The organism is Actinoplanes sp. NPDC023936 (assembly GCF_040639325.1).
GTDB lineage: Bacteria > Actinomycetota > Actinomycetes > Mycobacteriales > Micromonosporaceae > Actinoplanes.
Window position 1 is genome coordinate 92464 of the sequence record NZ_JBEZZR010000022.1, and the last position, 21374, is coordinate 113837.

Consider the following 21374-nt stretch of genomic DNA (forward strand, 5'->3'; position numbering starts at 1 on the left):
TGCGACCATGCCACGAGGGTGTGACAAGTCCGGGGCTCGTCTACCGCGGGAGCGTTTTCTGCGCTGGCGGGTGGGCGTCACGGTGGTCGGATGTCAACGAGACGTGGTGGCCCGGCGTCTGAAGGACAGCCCGGTCGTGCTGGTGGTGACGCGGCGGCTCGGCGAGCCGGAGACCTCGCCGTCGATGCTTGCGGGTCTGCGGGACGCGGGGGAGTGGACGGTCCTGCGGCCCGCCCCGCTGAGCCCGGCCGGGACGCGGGAATCGTCGACGGCCTACTCGGACCGATGCCGGCGTCGTCCGCCGAGAAGGTGCACGAGCTGACCGGCGGCAACCCGCTGCTGCTGACCACGGTGCTGACGGCGTGCCCCGCGCTGCACCCGACGGCATCGAGCTGACCGTGAACCCGCAGGGCCTGCTGCCCAAGCTGCGGGCCCGCCTGACCAGCGCGTGGTCGCCGGTGGACCAGGTCGGGACCGTGCTCACCTACGCGACGGCGCTGATGCGTACCAATCAGGTGCGGGAGGCCGCCGAGGTGGTCGCGGAGTCCTACGCCGCGCTCGCCGCGGTGCCGCCGTCGGCGGAGCGCGCGTTCGTGGTGCGGCGGCTGGACGGCGCCCAGGCGATGATCGCCCTGTTCGGATCCCGGGCGGCGGCCCGGATCGCCGACCTGCTGGCCACGCTCGACGACCGGGATTCCGGCGACGCGTCGCACCGGTCCACGTTGCAGGCGTTGCAGGCGGCCGTGGAGGTGCGCTTGCCGGCCGAGGCGGTGGTCGCCGCGCTGCGCCGGGAGTTCGAGGCGCACACCCCGGCGGCCCAGGACCCGGTGGTGATGCCGCACACCCTGTTCACGCTGCTCTGGGCCGACGAGTTCGACCTGGTCGAACGGTGCTGCGACGCGCTGCTGGACCGGCGGCAGCGTAGCGAGACCATGCTGAACGCCGTCGTGCTCGCGGTGCGGGCCGGTTCGCGGCTGGAGGCCGGGCGCCTGGCGGACGCCGAACGTGACGCCCGGCTCGCCACCGACCTGTTGCGCGGACAGCAGGTCGCCGACCCGATCCTGGCGCTGGCTCTCACGCCGCTGCTGAACGTCCTGGTCGAGCTGGACCGCACCGACGAGGCCGGCACCCTTCTGGAGCGGGCCGGCTGTCTGCGGGCGCTCCCGGACACCTGGCCGCACACGCTCCTTCTGGCGGCGCGCGGCCGGGTCCGCGGCGCGGGCGGGGACTTCGCGGGCGCGCTGGAGGACCTGCTGGAGAGCGGCCGGCGGATGGAATCCTGGGGCACCGGCAACCCGGCCATCTCGCGCTGGCGCTCCGAGGCGGCGTTCATGCGCGGCCAGCTGGGTGACACCGCGGGTGCGCTCCGGCTGGTGGACGAGGAGTTGCGCCTCGCCCGCCGGTGGGGCACACCGCGGGCGATCGGCATGGCGCTGCGGGCCCGGGGCCTGCTGCTGCGCGGGGCGGACGGGATCGCGTGCCTGTCCGAGGCGGTGTCCGTGCTGCGGCCCGCGCCGGCTCGCCTGGAGCTGGCGTACGCGCTGGCCAGCCTCGGTATCGGGCAGCGGCGCGGCAACAACAAGGGCGAGGCCCGCGAGACGCTTCGAGAGGCGCTGGCCCTGGCCCAGCAGCTCGGCGCGGTGCGGCTGGCCGCCCGGACCCACACCGAGCTGCTGGCCGCCGGCGCGTTGCCGCGGCGCAGCGAGCACTTCGGTGCGAAGGCCCTCACCGCCAGCGAACGCCGGGTGGCGCGGCTCGCCGCGGTCGGCCGGACCAACGGGGCCATCGCCCGGGAGCTGTTCGTGACGCGTCGCACGGTGGAGACCCACCTGACCAGGGTCTATCGCAAGCTCGGGATCCAAGGCCGGTCGGAGCTCGTCCGTGCGCTCCAGGTCTGACGTGCGCTCCAGGTCTGAGCGGCCGCCGGGGTCAGGAGGGGGCGCAGGCGTTGGTGGCCTGCTGTCCCTCCTCGATCCGCTCGATCGGCCCGGCGGCGAGCTGCCGCAGGGTCGTGCGCAGCAGCTCGCGGGCCGGTGCGTCCAGCTCCGCGAGGAGCTGGTCCTCGACCGCGGCGATCGCCTCCCGGGTGGCGGCCAGCGCGCGGCGGCCCTCGTCGGTCGCCTCGACGATGCGGACCCGGCGGTCGGCGGGGTCGGGCCGGCGGAGCACCAGCCGGGCCGCCTCCAGCTCGTCGATGACCAGGACCAGCTTGCTCTTGTCCACGGAGACGGCCTGGGCGAGGGCGAGCTGGCTGGTGGCGGGCGTCTCGACCACGGCCATCAGAACCGTGTAACCCCAGAGGCTCATGCCGTGCTCGCGGACGACCGCGGCCTCGGCGGTGGCGAGCCCTTGCTTGAGCCGGGCGAACAGCCAGTGCAGATCGTCGTGCAACCGGCTGCTGGTGGCCTGGTCAGCGGCTGCGGGGCTCAACGACATGCGGAGAGAATAGCAAATCCGATATCGTCTTGACTCAAGACGATTTCAAGTTACTCTTATCGCACTCCCGGATCATCTTGTCTCGGAAGGAAATGCTGTGGCGCATCTGCTGCATCTCGATGCCAGTGCCCGAAGTGAGTCGATCTCCCGTGAGCTCGGCCAGGACTTCGTCGCGCACTGGAAGAACGCCCAGGCGGACGGCACGGTCACCTACCGTGACCTGGTTCGAGACCCGGTCCCGCCGGTCGACGAGGCGCGTGTCCGGCTGTCCACCCTGTCCGGCCAGAACGGGGTACGCGACCTCGCCGCCATGGACGAGGTGGTGGCCGCCACGCCCGAGTTGGCCGGCGCCTGGGCCGCCACCCGTCCGCTGATCGAGCAGTTCATCGCGGCCGACACCCTGCTGCTCGGCGCGCCGATGTACAACTTCTCGATCCCCGCGGCCCTCAAGACCTGGATCGACCGGGTCACCCTGCCCTGGCTGCCGGTCGCCGGGAAGTCCGTCGTGGTGCTCAGCGCCCGCGGCGGCGCCTACGGGCCCGGCACCCCGCGGGAGCCCTTCGACTACCAGGAGACGTACCTGCGGGCCTACTTCTCCGCCCTCAAGATCGAGAACGTCGAGTTCGTGCACAGCGAGTTCACCCACGCGCCGGTCATGCCGTTCCTCGCGCAGTTCCGGGACCAGCAGAAGGCCTCGCACACCGCCGCCCTGGAGACGGTCGAGGCGCTCGCCACCCGGGTGGCCGCCGGCTCGGTCAGCTCCTGACTCCCGCTGCGGCGACCGCGCCGCACCACTCGACGGACATCCGACCACGGAAGGAAACCCCCACCATGGACAGCTCCCTCAAGGACCGGGTGGTCCTGGTCACCGGCGCCTCGACCGGCATCGGCGCGGCGACCGCCCGCGCCTACGGCCGGGAGGGCGCGCAGGTCGCCCTGACCTACCGCAACAACCCCGAGAAGGCCGAGAAGGTGGCCGCCGAGATCGAGGCGGCCGGTGGCCGGGCGCTCGTGGTCCGCCTCGACCTGGAGGACCTGAGCACCATCGAGGCGGCCGCCGCCGAGGTGGTCGCCCGCTGGGGCCGGATCGACGTGCTCGTGGCCAACGCCGTGCGCTGGGGCGGCGACGGCCCGCCGGACCCGAGCGTGCGCTTCGAGGACGTGCCGCTCAGCGAGTGGCAGGCCATGATCAGCGCCAACCTGATCGGTGCCGCCGCGCAGGTCCGCGCGGTCCTGCCGAGCATGCGCTCGAACGGCTGGGGCCGGATCGTGCTGATCTCGTCAAGCGTCGCCGAGGAGGGCGTGCCCGGCCCCGGCCCGTACGGAACCGCCAAGTCCGGCCTCTACGGCATGGCCCGCGCGCTCGCCTGGGACGCCGGACGGGACGGCATCCTGGTCAACGTGGTGGCCCCCGGCTTCACCCTGACCGACAGCCGCCCGGTGCCCAAGGTCCTCACCGACCGGATCGCGGCCGGCATCCCCACCCGCAAGCTCTCCCACGCCGAGGACGTGGCGAACCTCGTCCTCTTCCTCGGCTCCGGAGCCAACGGAAACCTCACCGGTGAGGTCGTGCGCGACGGTTCCTCCGCCGCCCGCGCGCCACACATCGGCGGCTAGATCCATCTCTCCCCCCGGGCGGGAGACCTGCCTGGTGGAGGTCCGCTACCTGCTCTCTCTGCTCCCGCAGAACAACCGGGAGACGCCACCCGCCGTGGCGTGCGCCGACCCGGCCGACCGGCCCTGCACGGCGCTGCTCGACCTGGTCCCGGCCGACCCCCACCTCGGGTACGACGTCCGCGCCGTGATCGAGGAGGTCGTCGACGACGGCGAGTACTTCGAGGTGCACGAATCGTGGGCCGGCAACGTCGTCTGCGCGTTCGCCCGCCTGGACGGGCACGTGGCCGGCATCGTCGCGAACCAGCCGTCCACCGTCGCCGGCGTCCTTGACGTGCACGCCTCGGAGAAGGCCGCCCGGTTCGTCTCGGTCTGCGACGCCTTCAACATCCCGCTGGTGACGCTCGTCGACGTACCCGGCTTCCTGCCCGGCGTCGACCAGGAGCACGGCGGGATCATCCGGCACGGCGCGAAGCTTCTGTACGCGTACTGCAACGCGACGGTGCCGCGGATCTCGGTGGTGCTCCGGAAGGCGTACGGCGGCGCCTACATCGTGATGGACTCGCAGTCCATACCACCCGGGCCATCTCGCGCAGCACCCGCGCGCGATCCGGCATGTGGATGATCGACTCGAGCGCCCAGACGGAGTCGAACGAGCCGTCCGCGAACGGCAGGTCGGCGGCGTCCGCCCACTGGAACGACACCCGGTCGGCGAGGCCCGCCGCACCGGCCCGGAGGCCGGCCCGCTTGACCTGCTCGTGGCTCACCGTGACGCCGACGACCTCGTTGCCGGTGGCGGTCGCGAGCCGGATCGCCGGCGTGCCCATGCCGCAGCCGACGTCCAGCACTCGGCCACCCGGCTTCGGCTGAAGCTTCTCGATCATCAGCTCGGTGAACCGCTCCTCGGCACGTTCGAGGGACGAGGTGTCCTCCGGGTTGTCCCAATAGCCGAAATGCAGATTGTGGTCCCCGCTGAAATTGTCCGACTCGAAACCCGCCATCTGATCGTAGAGCTGTCCGACCTGATCTGCGGTGTCGGATTGGGCTCGGGTCATGGGTCTGCTCCATTCCAGAGAGATGAATGAGAAACGCGGTGCTGCGCATTCTCCGTTCCGGGATCGGGGAGAGCGGCCCCGCTGTTCGATGGAGTGCCGCCTGGCAGGCCATGCGTCACCGCCAAACTAGCAACACGTTTGTCGGCCGAGCAATAAGGAAATGGATCTCAAAATGTTTCGGTGTTTATTGCGGTGGCTCCCGGATGCCATTCGTCGCGGGCCGCGCCGATAATGCGTTCGTGTCACCGCGAATAACGCCGGCGGGTGTCGGACATTCTAGTGATGGCGGGCGCGCGCTACTGTGGCCGGATGTCTACGAGACTGTCACCCGCGGAATGGGTGCGGCGCCGCCGGGCCGACCGCATCGACCGCCGGCTCGAGGTCGCCGGTGCTCGGGCGTTCGGGCGGCTCGGCCGCCTCGGAGAGAGCTGGCACATCGTCGACTGGTCGCAGACCGGGCTGTCACGCCGGCACGACGAGAGCGACCCGGTGCGCGCCCGGGCGAGCTTCCTGGCGATCGGGCCCGCCGGCGTCTACGCGGTCACCGTCGCCGACCAGGGACTCTCCCGCGTCCTGATCGTCGGCGACGTGGTGCAGATCAACGGCAGGCGGCTGCCCTATGTCGCCGAGGCCCGCCGTGCCGCCGCCCGGGCGAACACCGCGCTCTCCGAGGCGGCCGGCGTCAACGTGCCGGTGACCCCGGTCCTCGCGTTCGCCGGCGCCGGTGTGCTGAGCACGCACGGCCTGCCCACCACCTGCCTGATCACCACCGACCGCGACCTGGACAAGCTGCTCACCGCCGGCGGTAACCGGATCAACCCGGGAACCGCCGCGCGGCTCGCCCGGATCGCCCGGGACCGCGCCGGCGCCGACCGGCCGAGCATGGCGGCCCGGCCCGGTTGAGCATGGCGGCCCGCCTCATTTGAGCATGGCGGCCTGCCCCAGTTGGGCATGGCGGCCCGCCCCGGCTGACCGCCGCGACCATCCGTTCGTGGGTCGCCCGGACGGGGGGTCCACGCTCCGTGCGCCCCCGCCCGACCTGGCGCGCCGACGACCGTACCCATTGGTGTCCCTCGATCGTGGTGTTGACCCTCCGATCGTGAGCGTCAATCGTGTGCGGCGGGCCGGAACGGCCTGCTCCGGCGCGGCCACCGCCGTGCGCGAGCGCCGGAGGCCGGAGGCGACGGAGGGAAGACCGCATGGGGCACAGGAGCGGCGCGACGTCCGCACGCGGTGGCACGATTCGCGGTCGCGTCGTCCGCACCCTCGTGCCGCCCCTGGTGGCCATGCTGGTGCTGCTGAGCGTGGTCGCCGCGGGCGAGGTCGCCGGGTACCGGGCGGCGAACGCGACCGAGACCCGGGTCGACGTGGTGCTGGCGCTGCAGAGCCTGGCGCGGGAGCTGCAGACCGAGCGCGGGGTGACCGCCGGGATGCTCGCCGGCGACGAGCGTTTCCGCGCCGAGATCGCCGCCGCCCGCGAGCGGGTGGACGCGCGCCGCGATCGGGTGGAGGCGCTGCTGGCCGGTGGCGGCCCGCTCGCCGAGCAGGCGGCCGAGCAGGTCGAACAGCTGGACGAGCTGCGGGACGTGCGGGCCGGCGCCGACGCGGGATCGGCCGGCGACACCGAGACGTTCGACTTCTACACCGAGCTGATCGAGGAGCTCGGCGACATCTTCCTGGACCTGGAGACGGTCGCCGACGACCAGCTGCGCCGGGGCGCGGAGTCGCTGGAGATGCTCAACCAGGCGACCGAGGCGATCGCCCGGGAGCGCGCCGTCCTCAACGTGGTCTTCTCGGCCGGTGGGTTCGAAGCCGGCGAGTTCGCCGACTTCGTCAAGATCCTTGCGGTACGGGACCTCGCGCTCGGCGAGTTCGACGAGTTCGCCGGCCCCGATGCGGCACGGGCCAAGGACGCCCTGTTCGCCTCGCCGGCAGCGGCCGAGGCACGCGCCATGGAACAGGTGGCGCTGGAGGCGAGCGGCGGTGAGCGGCTGCGCGTCGGCGCCGAACGGTGGTGGACGGTGCTCGCCACGGTCCTGGACGACCTGTCCCGGCTGGCCCAGCGGATCGGCGCCGACGCCCAGGACCGGGCCCAGCAGCTGCGCGAACGCGCGACCGTCCGGGTCGGCGCCCTCTCCGCGGTGGTGCTGCTCTGCCTGGCCGGCTCGCTCTATCTCGCGACGGTGGCGACCCGGTCGCTCGCCGAGCCGCTCGCCGCCCTGTCCGAGGAGGCGCACCGGCTGGCGGGGGAGCGGCTGCCGGCCGCGGTGAGCCGCGCGGTCGCCGGCGGGGACACGACGCCACCCGATCCGGTACGGGTTCCGCCGGACGCCAGCGGCGAGGTCCGCCGGGTCGCCGACGCCCTCGACCGGGTGCAGACCACGGCGTACACCCTGGCGACCGAGCAGGCGGCGCTGCGGCGCACCAGCGCCGAGTCGCTGGCGAACCTGGGCCGGCGCAACCAGAACCTGCTGCGCCGCCAGCTCGGCTTCATCACCCACCTGGAGCGGGAGGAGTCCGACCCGGCCGAGTTGGCGAACCTCTTCGAGCTCGACCACCTGGCCACCCGCATGCGGCGGAACGCGGAAAGCCTGCTGGTGCTGGTCGGCGCGGCGAGCCCGCGGCAGCGTACCCGGCCGGTCGCGCTCGCCGACGTGATCCGATCCGCTGTCTCCGAAGTGGAGGAATACCGGCGGGTGGTGCTGCGCCGGATGGACGACGCGACGGTGCACGGCCCGGCGGCCAGCGGCCTCGCGCACATGCTCGCCGAGCTGGTGGAGAACGGCCTCACGTTCTCCCCGCCGGACCTGGAGGTGGAGATCCACGGACGGCGTCTCGACGACGGCTATCTGATCGCGATCTGCGACCAGGGTGTCGGGATGACCGACCCGGACCTGCGCCGGGCCAACGAGAGGCTGCGCGGTGGCGGCGACTTCCTGACCGCGCCGGCCCGGTTCCTCGGGCACTACGTGGTCGGCCGGCTCGCCGCCGAGATGAACGTCGACGTGCAGCTCACGCCGTCACCGGTGATCGGGGTGACGGCCCGGGTGGTGCTGCCGGCCGGGCTGCTGGCCGATCCGCCGGCGCTGGCCCCGGTGGAGCCCGATCCGCTGGTGGCGCAGCCCGTGCGGGTGAGCCCGTTGCGGGTCCGGCCGCAGGCCGACGAGGTCGACTACGTGGTGCTGCCGGAGAGGCCGGTGACCTGGGCGAACCCGGAGCCCCTGAGTACCCCGGCGTCCGTGAGCACCCCCGCGTCCCCGGGGACCTCCGGGACGGCGCACGCGTCGGCGACCGTGGCCCCGATCGTGCCGGCTCCGATTGTGCCGGCTCCGATCGTGCCGGCTCCGCGCGCCACGATGGACACTCGCGCGCTTCACCGCGACGGCGACTCCGGCGCCGAACCGCCACGCACCCCGAACGGCCTGCGCAAACGCATCCCACGGGTGCGGCCGCCGGTCACCCCGGGGCCGGCGCCGGCCGCCGCAGCCGAGGCTCCGGCGCTGGTCACCGACTCGCCCCGCGCGGTGCGGGACCGGCTCACCGCCCTGCGTGACGGCATCCATCGTGGCGCCCGCCGCCCCTGACCCGAGGAGTACCCGCATGAGCGTGGACGCGCCCGCCGCCGACCGGCATCAGTTCAACTGGATGCTGGGCAACTTCGTGCACCAGACGGACGGTGTCCGGGACGCCGTGGCGGTGTCGTCGGACGGCCTGCTGATCGCCGGTTCGGACGGCCTGAGCCGGGCCGACGCGGATCAGCTGGCCGCGATCGTGTCGAGCATGGCGAGCCTGGCGCGGACCGCATCCCGCCGGTACGACTTCGACGGCCTCAAACTCGTCATGATCGAGATGCGCCGGGGCTTCCTGGTGATCTCGGTGATCCCGGGCGGCAGCTGCCTCGGCGTGGTGGCCGGCGGCGACAGCGACCTCGGCCTGATCGGTTACGAGATCTCCCTGCTGGCCGAGCGCTTCGGTGACCTGCTCACACCGGCGCTGATCGCCGAGTCGCGGCAATACCTCCCGCGATGACACCTGCCGCGATGAACCGTCCGAGGGACGCCGATGAGCCGCTCGTGCGCCCGTTCATGCTCACCGGCGGGCGGACCCAGCCCATGCACGACGGGGTACGGGTGGAGACCCAGCTGCACGCCGCCCCCGCCGCGCTGTCGGCGCCGCTGCGTTTCGAGGCCCGGCGCATCGTCGAGCTCTGTCAGGTTCCCCGGTCCGTCGCGGACCTGTCGGTGGCGCTCGGTGCGCCGCTCGGCGTGGTCCGGGTGATCGTCGCGGACCTGATCACCGAGGGGTTCCTGGTGGTCGGCGAGGCGCCGGGCGAACTCTCCACCGCGTTGATCGAGAGGATCAGGGATCGTGTTCGGGCGCTCTGACACCGTACCGGCGCTGACGCCGGTAGCCGTCAAGATTGTCATCAGCGGGGGCTTCGGCGTCGGCAAGACGACGTTCGTCAGCGCCGTCTCCGAGATCGAGCCACTGGTCACCGAGGCGGAGATGACCGAGCGGTCGATCGGGGTGGACGACACGTCGGCGGTGGCCGCGAAGACCACCACCACTGTCGCCCTGGACTTCGGCCGGATCACGCTGGACGACGCGTTGCTGCTCTACCTGTTCGGCACGCCGGGACAGGACCGGTTCGCGTTCCTCTGGGACGACCTGGTGACCGGGGCGCTTGGCGCGGTCGTGCTCGTCGACACCCGCCGGATCGAGGACTGTTTCCCGGCGATCGACTACTTCGAGGAGCACGACATCCCGTTCGTCGTCGGCGTCAACGCGTTCGACGGCGCGCGGCGATTCGATCTGGGCGAGGTCCGGGACGCCGTCGGGGTGCCGGACGGCATCACGCTGCTGGAGTGCGACGCCCGCCGCCGCGAGTCGGTGAAGGCGGTGCTGGTGGCCCTCACCGAGCGGGTGCTGACCCGGCGCCTGGAACGCGCCGGCGTGTGAGCCGGGCCGTCCGCTTCCGCAGCCGGATCGTCGGCTTCGGCGGCGGGCCTTCGCCCGCCGGGTCGTCGGCTTCGGTGGCGGGCCTTCGCCCGCCGGGTCGTCGCTTTGTCAGCCGCCGAGCACCCACACGTGCGCGCGGCCGTTCGCGGTGCCGGTCTTCTGCACCACCACCATGTCCTGGCGCTTGTCGCCGCTGGCGTCGGTGACCAGCACCGCGTACCGCTCGTCGGCGAGGCCCAGCAGCGTGCGGGCCTTCACCAGCGTGCGGCTCAGCTTCGCCGCGCCGTCCAGGACGTGCAGTTCGGTCTTGCCCTCGGCGGTGGCCGGCTTACGCACCAGGACGACGTCGGGTCGCTTGTCCCGGTTCCAGTCGGTGACCTGGGCCTGCATGCCGTCCTGCACGGGCTCCGCGGTGACGATCGTCGGCAGCAGATCGCGCTGCAGGTTCGCCGCGCCGTCGAGCACCTGGACCTCGACCTTGCCGCTCGCGGTCCCGAACGTGCGCACCGCGACCAGGTCGAGGCGGCCGTCGGCGTTCCAGTCCACCACGGCGAACTGCGCGCGGTCGTCGACGGCCAGACTCGTCGTGGCGTCCAGGATCAGGTCGCGGAAGGAGTCCCCGTCGGCGACCCGGATCTCGACCTTGCCGCTGTCCGTGCCGGTCTTCTGCACCACCACCAGGTCGGGCCGGCCGTCGCTGTTCCAGTCGGCGGCCGTGTAGTCGTGCCGGGCGTCGGTGGCCTCGATCGCGGTCGCCGTGATCAGCGACAGGGAGGTGAAGTCGCGGGTCCCGTTCAGGATGCGGACCTCGGTCTTGCCGGTGGCCAGACCGGCGCCGTTGATGACCATCAGGTCGTCGTGCGAGTCGCCGTCCCAGTCGGCCATCAGCAGCTCGTGCTGCCCGGTCAGGGCGCCGATCTCGGTTTCCGCCGTCGCGGTGACGCGCTGGAACGGCCCGGTCGGCGTGGGGGAGGAGGCCGGGGTGGGCGAGACCGGCGAGGCGGGCGGGACCGGCGAGGCAGGCGACGACGCGGGGCCGGTCGCCGGCGACGCGCCGGACCACAGGCGCGCGACGATCAGCGCGGCGTCGTGCGCCTCCGGCGAGTAGGCGCCCGGGTAGGCCGACGTCTGCACATACTGGCAGATCGCGCCGATGTCGCCGGTCAGCCAGCCGCCGCCGGGGAACTTGCGCTGCATCGCCTTGAGGAACGCGTCGGTCGCATAGGCCGGGTCGGTCAGCTCCGTGGTGCTGCCCCAGCCCTGCGAGGGCCGCTGCTGGAAGAGGCCGAGGCTGTCATGGTCGTGCGCGACGCGATGGTTGTTGAGGGTGCTCTCGGCGATCGCCGTGGTCATCGCGATGACGGCGGCCCGCTCGGGCAGGTCGCGGGCCTTGACCCGGGCGACGATGATCCGGGCGCAGGCGATGGCGCGGCCGCTGACGGCCGAGCCGAGACGCCGGCCGTTCATCAGCGGGCGCAACTGCTCGGCGATCGCCCTGTCGGCGGCGGTGGCGTCGCCGGGGATGCAGGCCGTCGACCCGGGCGCCGGCGCCGGCAGCGGGGCGGCCTGCGCGGCCGCGGGCACCAGCGAGGCGACCGTCCCGACGGCGAGTGACGCGGTGAGCAACAAACGGTGCACGACACGAGTGCGAACCTGAGTCACTGCCATGTCGTACCGGACCTCCCCATGACCGTCGACGCGGGACCAATCTGCCATAGATCGGGCCCGGATCGGAAGGCGCGGAGGGGCAATGAGACGAAGATGTTTCAGCTCCAGTCGGCTTTTCGGGCGATCGCCGTCAGTTCCGCCGGGTCGGCGACGGCGTCGGCGGGATTCTCCGGCCAGGACTCGACCTGCTCGGTGGCCCAGTCGGCCCACCGCGCGACCATCGCGTAGAAGTCGGTGAAGAACGCGCCGGCGAGCATGGGTACGGCGGCCCGGTGCTGGTAGGGGCCTTCGCCGGCCGCGTACTCACGGGCGGCGGCCAGGTTGCCGGCGTTGGCTTTCCCGGCCCAGTCGCGGGCCGCGGCGATGGTGCGCAGGGCGTCCTCGCGGGTGCCGTGATCGGCGTAGGCGAGTTTGACCAGCTGCTCGAACTCGAGGACCGGCCCGTCGCCGGGCTCGGCGAGCCACCCGGCCAGAGCGGCGCGGCCGGCCTCGGTGATCGCGTAGACCGTGCGTGGCCGCCGCCCGACGGTCTCCGTGGTGGCGGTCGCCCAGCCGAGGGTCACCAGCTTCTTGGGCTCGTCGTAGAGACGGCTCTCGGCGCGCGGCCACATCCGGCCGAGGCTGCGCTGCACCTGCCGGGTCAGCTCGTAGGTGCTCCAGGACCGGACGGCCAGCAGACCGAGCACGGCGAAGGTGGTGCTGGTAGGGCGGGCGCTTGACACATACTCTCCTTGGGACCATTCTGAATACTCTCAATGAGAGTATAGGGAGGTGTGATGACCAGCAAGACGAACCGGGAGCAGGAGCGGGCCTGGAACGGCGACGAGGGCGCCTACTGGGCGCGCCACCATGAGCTTTTCGAGGGCTCCCTGGCGCGCTATCAGCCGGCCTTCCTGGCCGCCGCCGCGATCGAGCCCGGCCATCGCGTGCTCGACGTGGGTTGCGGCACCGGCGTCACGACACGCGCGGCGGCGGCCGCCGCACCCGCGGGCCACGCGGTCGGGGTCGACCTGTCCTCGGCGATGCTCGACGTGGCGCGCGAGCTCGCCGGCCGGGCCGGGCTGGCCAACATCAGCTTCGAGCGGGCCGACGCGCAGGTGCACCCGTTCCGCTCCGGGGCCTTCGATGTGGTCATCAGCCGTACCGGATCGATGTTTTTCGAAGGGCCGCGGGCCGCCTTCGCCAATCTGTGCCGGGGTCTCGCGCCCGGCGGCCGGCTGGTGCTGCTCACCTGGCAGCAACCGGGCCGGCAAGAGTGGATCAACGAGTTCGCGCGGGCGCTCACCGGCCGCGAGCTGCCGGCGTCGGCGCCCGGCGGCCCGGGCCCGTTCTCGCTCAGCGACCCGGACGAGGTGCGGGCGGTGCTCGGCGCGGCCGGGTTCACCGGCATCGAGCTCACCGCGGTCAGCGAGGCGATGAACTACGGCCGCACGGTGGGGGAGGCGCACGAGTTCCTGCTCGGACTGCTCGGCTGGATGCTGCAGGGGCAGGACGACGCACGCCGGGCCGCCTCGGCGGAGAACCTGCGGCGCGTGCTGGCGGGGCACGCTACGCCGGACGGCGTCTGTTTCGGCTCGTCCGCATGGCTGATCACCGCCCGGTCCGGGTGACCTCTGCTTCCCGGTCGCCTGTTACCGGTCGTCTGTTACTCGCCGCGGTTTTCATTCCGGGCCTATGTCATCGCCGGGGTGGCGTGTGCATCGCGGCGGCGGAGCAGGAGGGCGCACGCAGCGATCGTCAGCATCAGCAGGACGCCGATGTAGAAGCCCCAGCCGGCGGTTCCGGAGGTCAACGAGTCGCGGACAATGCTGCCGAGCCGTGGCCCACCGTCAAGCGTGGACACAAACCTGTAGGTGCCGCCGTCACCATCCGGCGTCGCTATGGCAATCAGCCAGGTGCTGACCGTCGTCACCGCGGCGGCGAGTGCGACGATGGCTGTACCGGCGTCCCGCACCCGCCGGGAGAGCCGGCGTGGCCAGAGCAGCCATCCGAGCACGGCAGTCACCGTCAGCATGATCCCGGCCGACCACGCGGTCGAAGACGCCCAGGCGGATGCCGTGTTGACGTGTTCGGTCACCTGACCTGTGCCGTACCGCATCGACGTCCAGCGCTCGACGTACCACGGCAGGAAGCTGTCCAGCACCAGTGCGACTGCGGCGATCACCATCACTGATTCTGGGCGTCTCACCGTCACGGCTCCCGACTATCTCATCCGGCACTCCGGTGTTGCACACGCGTCGCGGGCGCGCCTCCACAGAGGTGACATTCATGGCGCCGGCTCAGCTCGAACCGTCTCGCGCTCCCGGCTGACATGGGATAGCTTCCTTGCGCGCGCCGGGCAAAGGCACATGGGAAGGTGCGTCATGTTCAGTCATGTTGCCTTTTGCTGCGGGCACTGCTCCGCAGCGGCATGAGCCGGTTCGAGTCCGGTAGCCCGGCGCGCGTTCTTCGCTGATATGTACGATCTGCCGGTGAGCCATTCGCGCCCGGAGGGGTCCCTGATTTCCGTCGGATTGTTTTTCGATCGGCTGGCGGACGCCGAGGCGCTGGATTCGGTCTGCGCGACATTGGTGGCACGAGGCGCGGAGTACACCGGCGAGGCGTGGGTGGGGCAATCCGATCCGGGCCCGTTCTCGTATGTGAGCGATCTCGCGGTCATGAGTGTCGACGACTGGCCCGCGCCGCGCGTGGATCGACGCCCTTACCGGGTATACCTGATGACTGCCGAGTTGGGCCCGGTCGCGGTGACCTTCGGCAAAGGGGATGTCCGTGGTGGTCGTTCGGTCGAGGTCCTCATCTCCGGTGACGTACATGACGTGGATCCGGCGTACATGGATGAAGAGGATCGCATCGACGCGGAGCGGTCCTGGCGTGAGCTGACCAGGCTCTGCCGCGACCTTTGCGAGACGCTCGACCCGCTCTACGCTGTGCTCGGACTGGAGGAGCCCACGCCGACCCCGACGGAGTTGCATTCCGGTTCGTATTGGTCGCCGGCCACTGATTTCTTCGTCTCCGACCGGCTGCGACCATTCGGCACGGCAGTGTTCGACCAACTGCTGGCGGGGGATGTGACAAGACAGTGGCATACCGGGATGTTCTACTCGTACTTCTATTCGGAGACTCCGCCACATCAGGCCCGGGAATCCGCTGAACTCAAGGAAGCGATGCAACGGCTCGGCGCTGCAGTGGTCGCCAATGGCTGGGTCGCCAGAGTGGGGTAGCACTGTTTGGGATGACACTCGCACTCTTCTCGGCTCGAGCGTGCGCTGGCCGGTGGCGGCAGCTGCGACGGTCCGTAACGCGGGAATTGCGGCCGAACAATGAACGCCGTGCGGGTTCCAAGATTGCTTATCCTGTTACGGGTTCTCGCGGGCAGCGGATGGGTGGCGATCATGACCGGAGCTCATGTGAAGTATTAGTGATTTCTGTTGGCCGGTTTCCGGTGGGGCGGCGACAATGGGTTCATGGCGCAGCTTTCTTTATTCCCCGTGAGGCATCTGCGGGACCCTGCTGCGCGTCGCAATTATTCGCCGGAGGGGGAGCGGTTCCGGCGTGAGCACGAGCGGCATCGCGCGTGGGGCCTTGTGCAGCGGCATGCTCGGCGGCTGCGTCAGTTGCGTGATCAGATGGAGGCTCCGGCTGCTGCGGAGCCGGCACCACAAGTCCCGGAGCCGCCACCACAAAACCCGGCCTTGTCGGCCACCCCGGCGCCGTGCGATACGCCGCCGCCGTCCGCAGCCGGTGCTGCGTCCCTTGCTCCGGCTGCGTCCGTCGCTGGCGCCCCCTCCACAGGTCAGGTGCAGTCTGCGACCGTGCCAGCGACCGCGCATCAAACATCGGCGGCTGATGCGCCGGCTGTCGAGGCGGAGACGCTGACCGCGGATCGGGCAACGGTGCTCAAGCGCTCGCGCCGGGTGCCGGGGCCAGTGGTTCAAGATGTCCGGCACAAAATGATCGGCCGGTTTTCCGAACTCAGGGGAGGGCTGCCGTTCACGCGCGGTAAGCGCCAGAAATGGAATGATCCGAAGAATGGCAGAGGTCCGCCGTGCAGCGGAACCGACAAATGACACCGGAGCCGGCCGCGATCTCCTCGGCATCGCCGGTCCCCTTCGTCATGGGCGGCGCCTCGCCTTACCGGTCGAATCTGCGGTCTCGGTCGACCGGGCCTTCCGGCCGTGTCTTCGATCATCGCGGCAACCGACCGCCGTGTCTCGCAGCCCAATAATGGCATCGCTGGTAGGCGCGCGTAGGGACATCGCTGGCAGGCGCGTAGGGGCATCGCTGGCAGGCTCGTAAGGGCGTCGCTGGCAGGCTCGTAAGGGCGTCGCTGGCAGGCGATCGATCGGTAGAGCTCGGGAAGACGGCGCCCGCGGTGCGCCCGGGAGTGTGATCGGCTCCGCCCCCGGATCCCCGTGGGGACGGGAATCCGGGGCGGAGGTGGTGTCAGATCAGGTTGAGCGTCATCGTGTTGTTCGGGCCGGACAGCAGCAGCGTCAGCAGCGGCGTGAGCAGCCCGCACCCGGTGAAGGGCGGGATCGTGTACGTGCCCTGCATCGTGATCGGCTTGAACAGCTCGACCGGGCTGGTGTTGTTCAGGGTCAGCGTGGACGGCCGGACCGTGCGGCAGCCCTGCTTCACCAGGTTGAGCTTCGGCAGGGCGTCCTTGTGCACGTTGGTGACCTGGAGCGTGAACTGCGACGTCGTCGAGAGCTTCGACGCGCCGAGATCGATGGTGCCGGTCAGGTTGCCGACCGGCACGATCTTCACCGTCGAGGTGACGCCGATCAGGTTGGCCAGCTTGAGCTTCGCGGTGAGGTCGGCCAGGTTGACGCTGCCGGTCACCGTGTTGGTGTCCAGGTCGATCTGGGTCTTCACGGACGACGTCGGGACGGTGACGTCGACGTTCGGCTTGGCCAGATGGGTCGTACCCGTGACGTTGTTGAAATCGATCGCGATCGGTGCGGCCTGTGCGGGAGTGGCGGCGGTGATCGCGGCGGCGGCCCCGAGCACTGTCGCTGTGGCGAGCACGATGGTGCGGCGAAGGTAACCCACGGTTCCTCCAGAGTGGTGGTGGCTCTCACGGACGGGGGTTCGCGAACCGGCATGCGGCCCTGAGGTTACTCCAGAGTAAGTTTGGAGGGAAGCAGCTCATGCGGGCATTCATCGAGACGTAGATCGATGCTTCAGGCTCAGGGGGCGGTCCAGCCGACCGGGATCTGACCGATGCGGACCCGCTGCGGATGGTCACCGACGCCGACCGAGGTGACCGCGCGGCCGGTGGCGAAGCTGATCGCGGTCACCTTGTCGGCGCCCGCCTCCGAGATCACGCAGTCGCGGCCGTCCGCGCTCACCGTCGCCCAGTACGGCTTGATCGCGGTGACCAGCGGTCCCGGGTTGAGCGTGGCCCGGTCGACCACCGTCGCGTAGTCGTCCATGGTCCCGGCGACGCACAGTTTGGCGCCGTCCCGGCTGATCGACAGGCCGTGGTGACGGGAGTCGTTCACCCACGTGGTGCGGTCCGGGTCGGTGGCCGGGTTCTGGGGCATGTCCCGTACCCGGGAGATCTTGTCGGTTGTCACGTCGTATTCGACGAGCCCGGCGAAGAACGAGACCTGGAAGTACAGTTTGGACTCGTCCGGTGCGAAGACGGCGGGACGGACCGCGTCGGACAGGTCCCGGCGGCCGAAAGCGTCCAGCCGGGGCCGCATGTCGATGGTCCTGACCACGGAGAACGTGCTGGTGTCGGCGATCGTGATCTTCCGGTCGCCCTTGGTGAAGTCCAGCCAGGGCGCGTCGAGGTCGGTGTTGACCTCGCCGATCGACATGTTCCAGAGCTGCCGGCCGCCGTTGGTGTAGACGTTCTCGTGCGGCTTGTCCCCGGTGGCGAACGAGCCGACCTGGCGGCCGGTGGTGATGTCGAGGACGTGCACGGTGTTGCCGGTGGAGGCGGAGACCGCGACCGTGCGGCCGTCCGGCGAGACCGCCATGTGGTCGGAGCGGAAACCGCTGACCGGGAACCGCCAGCGCAGCGCCCCGGTCGCCAGGTCGATGGCGACCACGTCGGCGAAACTGGGCCGGGAGACGACGAGGGCGTCCCCGGTGGGTGTGGTGTACATGTCGTCGACGAGCTGGTCGTGCCCCTCGCCGGGCCCCTGCTGGACGCCGAGGTAGAAGGCCAGCTTGATCGGGTTGAGGTAGATCTCGGTGAGCCGCTGCGCCCGGTCCGGGGTCACCGAGAGGCGGCCGATCCGGCTGTAGGAGCCGCTGGCCTCGATGACGTCGACAGTGCCGTCCCAGTTGTTGCCCACGAACATGACCTGACGCAGTGCGGGCGCGGCGGCGGTCCCCGGGACGGTGGCGGCACCGGCCGCGAGCAGGCCGACCAGGGCCGCCGCGGCCAGGCGTTTCCAGGGTACGAGCGGAACCATGACGTGACTCCCATCAATGTGTTCGGCTGTTACTGAGCAGTAACGCCCATGAAACAAGAGGGCGGCTCACATTGATAGATGTCGTAATGCTCGGCCATCGGAAACGCTGGGGCCTTCGTCCCGTGCCGGTCGGCTGCCGGCAGGCGGATGCTGAGCGCCGATGGAGTGGTTTCGGTGCTCGCCACGCTGGAAGGCGCCCTGCGCGGCGTCGCCCCCGAGGTGCAAAATCGGTCACGATCGCTGCTACGCTCGTCGCCCAATCGATCTTGACGGGGGCACTCGTGGCCAAGTGGCTCGACTACCAGACGATGACGACCATGGCCAAGGCGGTCGGCGGACCGCGGGTGCTCGCTGCCGCGTTCTTCGTCGGAGGCGCTGTGGTCACCCGGGGTGGCGAGGCAGGTCTCCGGAAGATTCTGGCCATGAAGCGGGCGTTCGACGCGCGCGCCGAAGCGGCAGCCCAGTCGCGGCTCCACCGCGTCGCCCGGGACGCCGATGCCGGCGGCGGCCTGACGCTCCGAGCCGGCGACGAGTTCCGGGTGCTCGCCCGCGACGGCGACGCGATCCTCATCGAGGTCGTCGGCAACGCGAACAATCCCTGGTACGCGTCGAGCGACCTGCTCGCCTCCATCTCGGACTTCACACCCCACGGCGAGCAGGGATAGCTCGGCGTCGGACGACGAAGCCGACCGTGCCGATCCCGCGCCGTGGCCCGGCCGGCGACGCCGGCCACGGGGTGGGGCACCGCCTGATCAGCCCGGGGCCGGCAGCGGCACCCGTGGCCAGTTGAGCAGTTTGGCGCCGAGCACGGCTGCCTGCAGGGTGAAACGGTGCGTGGGATCGGCCGGGTCATAACCGGTCAGGGCTTTCACCCGGGCCAGCCGGTACGTGACGGTGCGCACCGAGATGTGCAGCTGTTTGGCGGCCTCGGTGGCAACCGTGCCGCTGGCGAAATAGGCATCCAGGGTGTCGAGCAGCGGCGCGGCGCCACCGCGGGCCTGTGCCAGCGGGGTCAGCACCGCCTGGACCAGGTCGACGATGGCCGGCTGATCGCGCAGCAGCACCCGGTAGATGAGCAGGTCGTGCGCGCTGGTGACCGGGTTGTCGGTGTTCAGCCGCCCGGCCATGGTGAGCGCCTCGCGGGCCTCCTCATAGGAACGGGCGATGCCGTACAGGCCCGGGTGGGCCCGGCCGACGGCGACGCGCCACGGCCGGCCGCGGGGGAGACGATTCAACTCGCTGTGCATGAGAGCGCCCAGGTCGGCACCCGTGCCCGTCGCGGACGAGGAGCGGCCCGCCGCGGGCGGGTCGGCCGGTGCGATGACCACCAGCAGGCCCTCCTTGGTCGCCACCAGAACGTCGCGGTCGCCGAGCCGGTCGAACACGACCGCCTCCAGGGCGCTGATGGCCGTGTCGGCGTCCGGCAGCCGCCGGCTCGGCGCCGCCAGCGCCACCTGGTGGCTGCGGGCCAGATCGAGGCCGAACGGTTCGGCGCGCTCCACCAGCGCGCCCACATCGGAGTCGCCGCGCACCAGGTCGTCGATGAGCTCGCGGCGCAGCGTCTCCTCGCGCCGGACCAGGTCGCGCCGCGCGTCCGCGTAACCCTCGGCGAGGGTGGCGACGGCCTTGTCGACGACCTGCAGCACCGCGGCCGCCGCCGCGCGCACCGCTTCCCGGTCGCGCGAGCGCACCACGATGGGGAGGTCCTCCCACAGCCGACGGGCCGCGGACAGGTACAGCTGCACCACGCGCCCGGCGGAGATGCCCTGCTCGGCTGCCTGCCGGCCGAGCCGGCCGACAGCATCCAGCTCGCGTTTCTTGACCTGCCGGCCGTGGATGGCCGCGTCGGCGAGCATCGGCAGATAGTCGCCGAGCAATTGGACCGGAACACCACCGGCGTCGCGGCTGGCGCCGTCGGCCACGCCGACGAGCCAGGTGTCCGACGGGACCGAGGCCGGCGCCGGGCGCTGCCGAGACCGTCCCGCGCCGTCGGTCATCCCCGCCACCCCGCAGACGTACTGGTCGCCGCTCGTTCTTGCCGACATCCGGCAGCTTAGCCCTGCGAGTGGCATCGCGGTCGCGGCCAGCGGGCCGACGGGGTGGTCCCCGGCGAGAGACGGCACGCAGGGGGCGGAGAGTCCGCCGATGAACGTTGCCGACGATCGGCAAAGATTTCCGTCCGTATTGTCTGGCGTGACGCGCTGTGGATGCCGCTGCTGATCAGCAGACTGGAGTCACCCGGGACCGGCTCGCCGCCGAGCGGCGATCCAGCGATCAGAAGGGACCAGCCATGACTGCCACCCTGCACGGCACTGCCGCGGCCGGCAGCGCGTCGTCTCTGCGCCTGCTGCGCGACATTCTGGAGGAGCAGTTCGCCGTCCAGACCAACCGGTTGACCGAGCTCGTGCTGTGCGGTGAGCTACCCCGGCTCGGCGGGTACGACCCGCGCACCCTGGCCGCGCTGACCCGGGAAACCCGCATCGGCGTCGCCGCCGCCGCCGATGCCCTGCGGCGCATGTCCCAGAACACCTACGGCACCTGCGAGCGCTGCCGGCAGGCCATCCCACTGGGCCGGCTGCATGCCTACCCGGAGGCGAGGTACTGCACGCCGTGCCACCAGGTCAGCCCGTCATGACCGGCTGCCGGCATCGCGCGGTGCGGCTGAGATCGGGCGGTGGAGAATGGCCCCATGTTTGTGATCAAGGAGCGGTTCTTCGCGATCGGTGACGACTTCGACGTGCTGGACGAGCACGGGGCGAAGGTCTACCACGTCGACGGCAAGGTGTTCAGCGTGCGGGGGAAGGTCGTCATCGAGGACCCGGCGGGCGCCGAGGTGGCCTCCGTGCACCGGCACCTGATCGCGCTGCGCCCGACCTACGAGATCCAGATCGGTGGGGAGAAGGCCGCCGAGGTACGCAAGAAGCTGTTCACCCCGTTCCGCGACAAGTTCACCATCGACGTCCCCGGCCCGGACGACCTGGAGATGAAGGGTGACCTGCTGGACCACGAGTACGTGATCGAGCAGGGCGGTGACGAGGTCGCGTCGGTCTCCAAGCGGTGGCTCACGTTCCGTGACACGTACGCGGTCAAGGTCGCCGACGGCGTCGACCCGCTGCTGATCATCGGCAGCGTGCTGGCTCTCGACCTGGCGCTGGGACGCGAGGCCAAGGACCGGGAGCCCGGCAGGGACTAGGGCCGGGAGCCCGGCAGCGAC

At 71.1% G+C, this 21374-nt stretch carries 23 protein-coding genes and 1 pseudogene; 16 read left to right on the plus strand and 8 right to left on the minus strand.

The genetic code is table 11. From position 1 onward, the window contains the following. The first annotated feature begins 213 nt into the window (after window positions 1–213). Together AB0F72_RS26065 and AB0F72_RS26070 are read left to right on the plus strand one after the other, a co-directional pair. Window positions 214–396 (plus strand): hypothetical protein, encoded by a 183-nt coding sequence (locus AB0F72_RS26065; protein ID WP_360436023.1) that lies wholly within the window; start codon window positions 214–216, stop codon window positions 394–396. After that, on the plus strand, window positions 363–1898 hold the full coding sequence (locus AB0F72_RS26070; RefSeq protein WP_360436025.1) for a LuxR C-terminal-related transcriptional regulator: 1536 nt from the start codon (window positions 363–365) through the stop codon (window positions 1896–1898). Before AB0F72_RS26065 ends, AB0F72_RS26070 begins: the two co-directional genes overlap by 34 nt. 31 nt (window positions 1899–1929) lie before the next feature. On the opposite strand, the gene AB0F72_RS26075 is transcribed toward AB0F72_RS26070, so the two are convergent. Then, a complete protein-coding gene (locus tag AB0F72_RS26075) occupies window positions 1930–2436 on the minus strand; it encodes a MarR family transcriptional regulator (RefSeq protein ID WP_360436027.1) in 507 nt (168 codons plus the stop codon). A 97-nt stretch (window positions 2437–2533) separates the two neighbouring features. On the opposite strand from AB0F72_RS26075, the gene AB0F72_RS26080 reads away from it, so the two are divergent. The 3 genes and pseudogenes from AB0F72_RS26080 to AB0F72_RS26090 form a co-directional block, all read left to right on the plus strand. Then, the gene (locus tag AB0F72_RS26080) at window positions 2534–3202 is read left to right on the plus strand and encodes an NAD(P)H-dependent oxidoreductase (protein WP_360436029.1); all 669 of its coding nucleotides are present in this window, start codon (window positions 2534–2536) and stop codon (window positions 3200–3202) included. 65 nt (window positions 3203–3267) lie between these two features. Next, window positions 3268–4053: an SDR family NAD(P)-dependent oxidoreductase gene (locus tag AB0F72_RS26085; protein ID WP_360436031.1), complete on the plus strand. Its 786-nt coding sequence runs from the start codon at window positions 3268–3270 to the stop codon at window positions 4051–4053. Between the two features lie 31 nt (window positions 4054–4084). Continuing rightward, a pseudogene (locus AB0F72_RS26090) lies at window positions 4085–4624 on the plus strand (carboxyl transferase domain-containing protein); the annotation flags it as partial. Here AB0F72_RS26090 and AB0F72_RS26095 read toward each other — a convergent pair. Continuing rightward, the gene (locus AB0F72_RS26095; protein ID WP_360436033.1) at window positions 4506–5105 is read right to left on the minus strand and encodes a methyltransferase domain-containing protein; all 600 of its coding nucleotides are present in this window, start codon (window positions 5103–5105) and stop codon (window positions 4506–4508) included. The pseudogene AB0F72_RS26090 and the gene AB0F72_RS26095 sit on opposite strands and share 119 nt — an antisense overlap. Window positions 5106–5414: 309 nt before the next feature. On the opposite strand from AB0F72_RS26095, the gene AB0F72_RS26100 reads away from it, so the two are divergent. The 5 genes from AB0F72_RS26100 to AB0F72_RS26120 all read left to right on the plus strand — a co-directional run bounded on the left by AB0F72_RS26100 (window position 5415) and on the right by AB0F72_RS26120 (window position 10064). Next, window positions 5415–6008, plus strand: a complete 594-nt coding sequence (locus AB0F72_RS26100) for a hypothetical protein (protein ID WP_360436035.1) — start codon at window positions 5415–5417, stop codon at window positions 6006–6008. A gap of 296 nt (window positions 6009–6304) precedes the next feature. Continuing rightward, window positions 6305–8689, plus strand: coding sequence for a nitrate- and nitrite sensing domain-containing protein (locus AB0F72_RS26105; RefSeq protein ID WP_360436037.1), 2385 nt, complete (start codon window positions 6305–6307; stop codon window positions 8687–8689). A gap of 16 nt (window positions 8690–8705) precedes the next feature. Then, a complete protein-coding gene (locus tag AB0F72_RS26110) occupies window positions 8706–9134 on the plus strand; it encodes a roadblock/LC7 domain-containing protein (RefSeq protein ID WP_360436039.1) in 429 nt (142 codons plus the stop codon). An 11-nt stretch (window positions 9135–9145) separates the two neighbouring features. Beyond that, window positions 9146–9490, plus strand: a complete 345-nt coding sequence (locus AB0F72_RS26115; protein ID WP_360436041.1) for a DUF742 domain-containing protein — start codon at window positions 9146–9148, stop codon at window positions 9488–9490. Beyond that, a complete protein-coding gene (locus AB0F72_RS26120) occupies window positions 9474–10064 on the plus strand; it encodes an ATP/GTP-binding protein (protein WP_360436043.1) in 591 nt (196 codons plus the stop codon). Before AB0F72_RS26115 ends, AB0F72_RS26120 begins: the two co-directional genes overlap by 17 nt. A 108-nt stretch (window positions 10065–10172) precedes the next feature. Here the strand turns inward: AB0F72_RS26120 and AB0F72_RS26125 are convergent, their stop codons facing one another. Beyond that, window positions 10173–11702: a VCBS repeat-containing protein gene (locus AB0F72_RS26125; protein ID WP_360436045.1), complete on the minus strand. Its 1530-nt coding sequence runs from the start codon at window positions 11700–11702 to the stop codon at window positions 10173–10175. Between the two features lie 128 nt (window positions 11703–11830). Further along, window positions 11831–12454, minus strand: a complete 624-nt coding sequence (locus tag AB0F72_RS26130; RefSeq protein ID WP_360436047.1) for a PadR family transcriptional regulator — start codon at window positions 12452–12454, stop codon at window positions 11831–11833. Between the two features lie 54 nt (window positions 12455–12508). On the opposite strand from AB0F72_RS26130, the gene AB0F72_RS26135 reads away from it, so the two are divergent. Further along, on the plus strand, window positions 12509–13342 hold the full coding sequence (locus AB0F72_RS26135) for a class I SAM-dependent methyltransferase (protein WP_360436049.1): 834 nt from the start codon (window positions 12509–12511) through the stop codon (window positions 13340–13342). Window positions 13343–13404: 62 nt separating this feature from the next. On the opposite strand, the gene AB0F72_RS26140 is transcribed toward AB0F72_RS26135, so the two are convergent. Next, the gene (locus AB0F72_RS26140; RefSeq protein WP_360436051.1) at window positions 13405–13902 is read right to left on the minus strand and encodes a hypothetical protein; all 498 of its coding nucleotides are present in this window, start codon (window positions 13900–13902) and stop codon (window positions 13405–13407) included. A 301-nt stretch (window positions 13903–14203) separates the two neighbouring features. Here AB0F72_RS26140 and AB0F72_RS26145 point away from each other — a divergent pair, with 301 nt between their 5' ends. Continuing rightward, on the plus strand, window positions 14204–14953 hold the full coding sequence (locus tag AB0F72_RS26145) for a hypothetical protein (protein ID WP_360436053.1): 750 nt from the start codon (window positions 14204–14206) through the stop codon (window positions 14951–14953). Between the two features lie 591 nt (window positions 14954–15544). Next, window positions 15545–15799, plus strand: a complete 255-nt coding sequence (locus AB0F72_RS26150) for a hypothetical protein (protein ID WP_360436054.1) — start codon at window positions 15545–15547, stop codon at window positions 15797–15799. Window positions 15800–16175: 376 nt separating this feature from the next. Here the strand turns inward: AB0F72_RS26150 and AB0F72_RS26155 are convergent, their stop codons facing one another. Together AB0F72_RS26155 and AB0F72_RS26160 are read right to left on the minus strand one after the other, a co-directional pair. Further along, complete coding sequence (locus tag AB0F72_RS26155) at window positions 16176–16784, minus strand: hypothetical protein (protein WP_360436056.1); 609 nt, start codon at window positions 16782–16784, stop codon at window positions 16176–16178. Window positions 16785–16921: 137 nt separating this feature from the next. Continuing rightward, a complete protein-coding gene (locus AB0F72_RS26160; RefSeq protein WP_360436058.1) occupies window positions 16922–18160 on the minus strand; it encodes a YncE family protein in 1239 nt (412 codons plus the stop codon). Between the two features lie 281 nt (window positions 18161–18441). Here AB0F72_RS26160 and AB0F72_RS26165 point away from each other — a divergent pair, with 281 nt between their 5' ends. Beyond that, window positions 18442–18825: a hypothetical protein gene (locus tag AB0F72_RS26165; protein WP_360436060.1), complete on the plus strand. Its 384-nt coding sequence runs from the start codon at window positions 18442–18444 to the stop codon at window positions 18823–18825. 87 nt (window positions 18826–18912) lie between these two features. Here the strand turns inward: AB0F72_RS26165 and AB0F72_RS26170 are convergent, their stop codons facing one another. After that, complete coding sequence (locus AB0F72_RS26170) at window positions 18913–20205, minus strand: helix-turn-helix domain-containing protein (RefSeq protein ID WP_360436062.1); 1293 nt, start codon at window positions 20203–20205, stop codon at window positions 18913–18915. 245 nt (window positions 20206–20450) lie between these two features. Between AB0F72_RS26170 and AB0F72_RS26175 the strand changes: the two genes are divergently transcribed. Together AB0F72_RS26175 and AB0F72_RS26180 are read left to right on the plus strand one after the other, a co-directional pair. Continuing rightward, window positions 20451–20795: a TraR/DksA C4-type zinc finger protein gene (locus AB0F72_RS26175; RefSeq protein WP_360436064.1), complete on the plus strand. Its 345-nt coding sequence runs from the start codon at window positions 20451–20453 to the stop codon at window positions 20793–20795. A 54-nt stretch (window positions 20796–20849) separates the two neighbouring features. Further along, on the plus strand, window positions 20850–21353 hold the full coding sequence (locus tag AB0F72_RS26180) for an LURP-one-related family protein (RefSeq protein WP_360436066.1): 504 nt from the start codon (window positions 20850–20852) through the stop codon (window positions 21351–21353). The last annotated feature ends 21 nt before the right edge of the window (window positions 21354–21374 follow it).

What these genes read in the sequence shown, in the direction of transcription:
- AB0F72_RS26075 (WP_360436027.1), bottom strand. Translation starts at nt 2,436, where the DNA reads ATGTCGTTGAGCCCCGCAGCCGCTGACCAGGCCACCAGCAGCCGGTTG.
- AB0F72_RS26085 (WP_360436031.1), top strand. Translation starts at nt 3,268, where the DNA reads ATGGACAGCTCCCTCAAGGACCGGGTGGTCCTGGTCACCGGCGCCTCG.
- AB0F72_RS26095 (WP_360436033.1), bottom strand. Translation starts at nt 5,105, where the DNA reads ATGACCCGAGCCCAATCCGACACCGCAGATCAGGTCGGACAGCTCTAC.
- AB0F72_RS26100 (WP_360436035.1), top strand. Translation starts at nt 5,415, where the DNA reads ATGTCTACGAGACTGTCACCCGCGGAATGGGTGCGGCGCCGCCGGGCC.
- AB0F72_RS26105 (WP_360436037.1), top strand. Translation starts at nt 6,305, where the DNA reads ATGGGGCACAGGAGCGGCGCGACGTCCGCACGCGGTGGCACGATTCGC.
- AB0F72_RS26110 (WP_360436039.1), top strand. Translation starts at nt 8,706, where the DNA reads ATGAGCGTGGACGCGCCCGCCGCCGACCGGCATCAGTTCAACTGGATG.
- AB0F72_RS26115 (WP_360436041.1), top strand. Translation starts at nt 9,146, where the DNA reads ATGAACCGTCCGAGGGACGCCGATGAGCCGCTCGTGCGCCCGTTCATG.
- AB0F72_RS26135 (WP_360436049.1), top strand. Translation starts at nt 12,509, where the DNA reads ATGACCAGCAAGACGAACCGGGAGCAGGAGCGGGCCTGGAACGGCGAC.
- AB0F72_RS26160 (WP_360436058.1), bottom strand. Translation starts at nt 18,160, where the DNA reads ATGGTTCCGCTCGTACCCTGGAAACGCCTGGCCGCGGCGGCCCTGGTC.
- AB0F72_RS26170 (WP_360436062.1), bottom strand. Translation starts at nt 20,205, where the DNA reads ATGTCGGCAAGAACGAGCGGCGACCAGTACGTCTGCGGGGTGGCGGGG.
- AB0F72_RS26175 (WP_360436064.1), top strand. Translation starts at nt 20,451, where the DNA reads ATGACTGCCACCCTGCACGGCACTGCCGCGGCCGGCAGCGCGTCGTCT.
- AB0F72_RS26180 (WP_360436066.1), top strand. Translation starts at nt 20,850, where the DNA reads ATGTTTGTGATCAAGGAGCGGTTCTTCGCGATCGGTGACGACTTCGAC.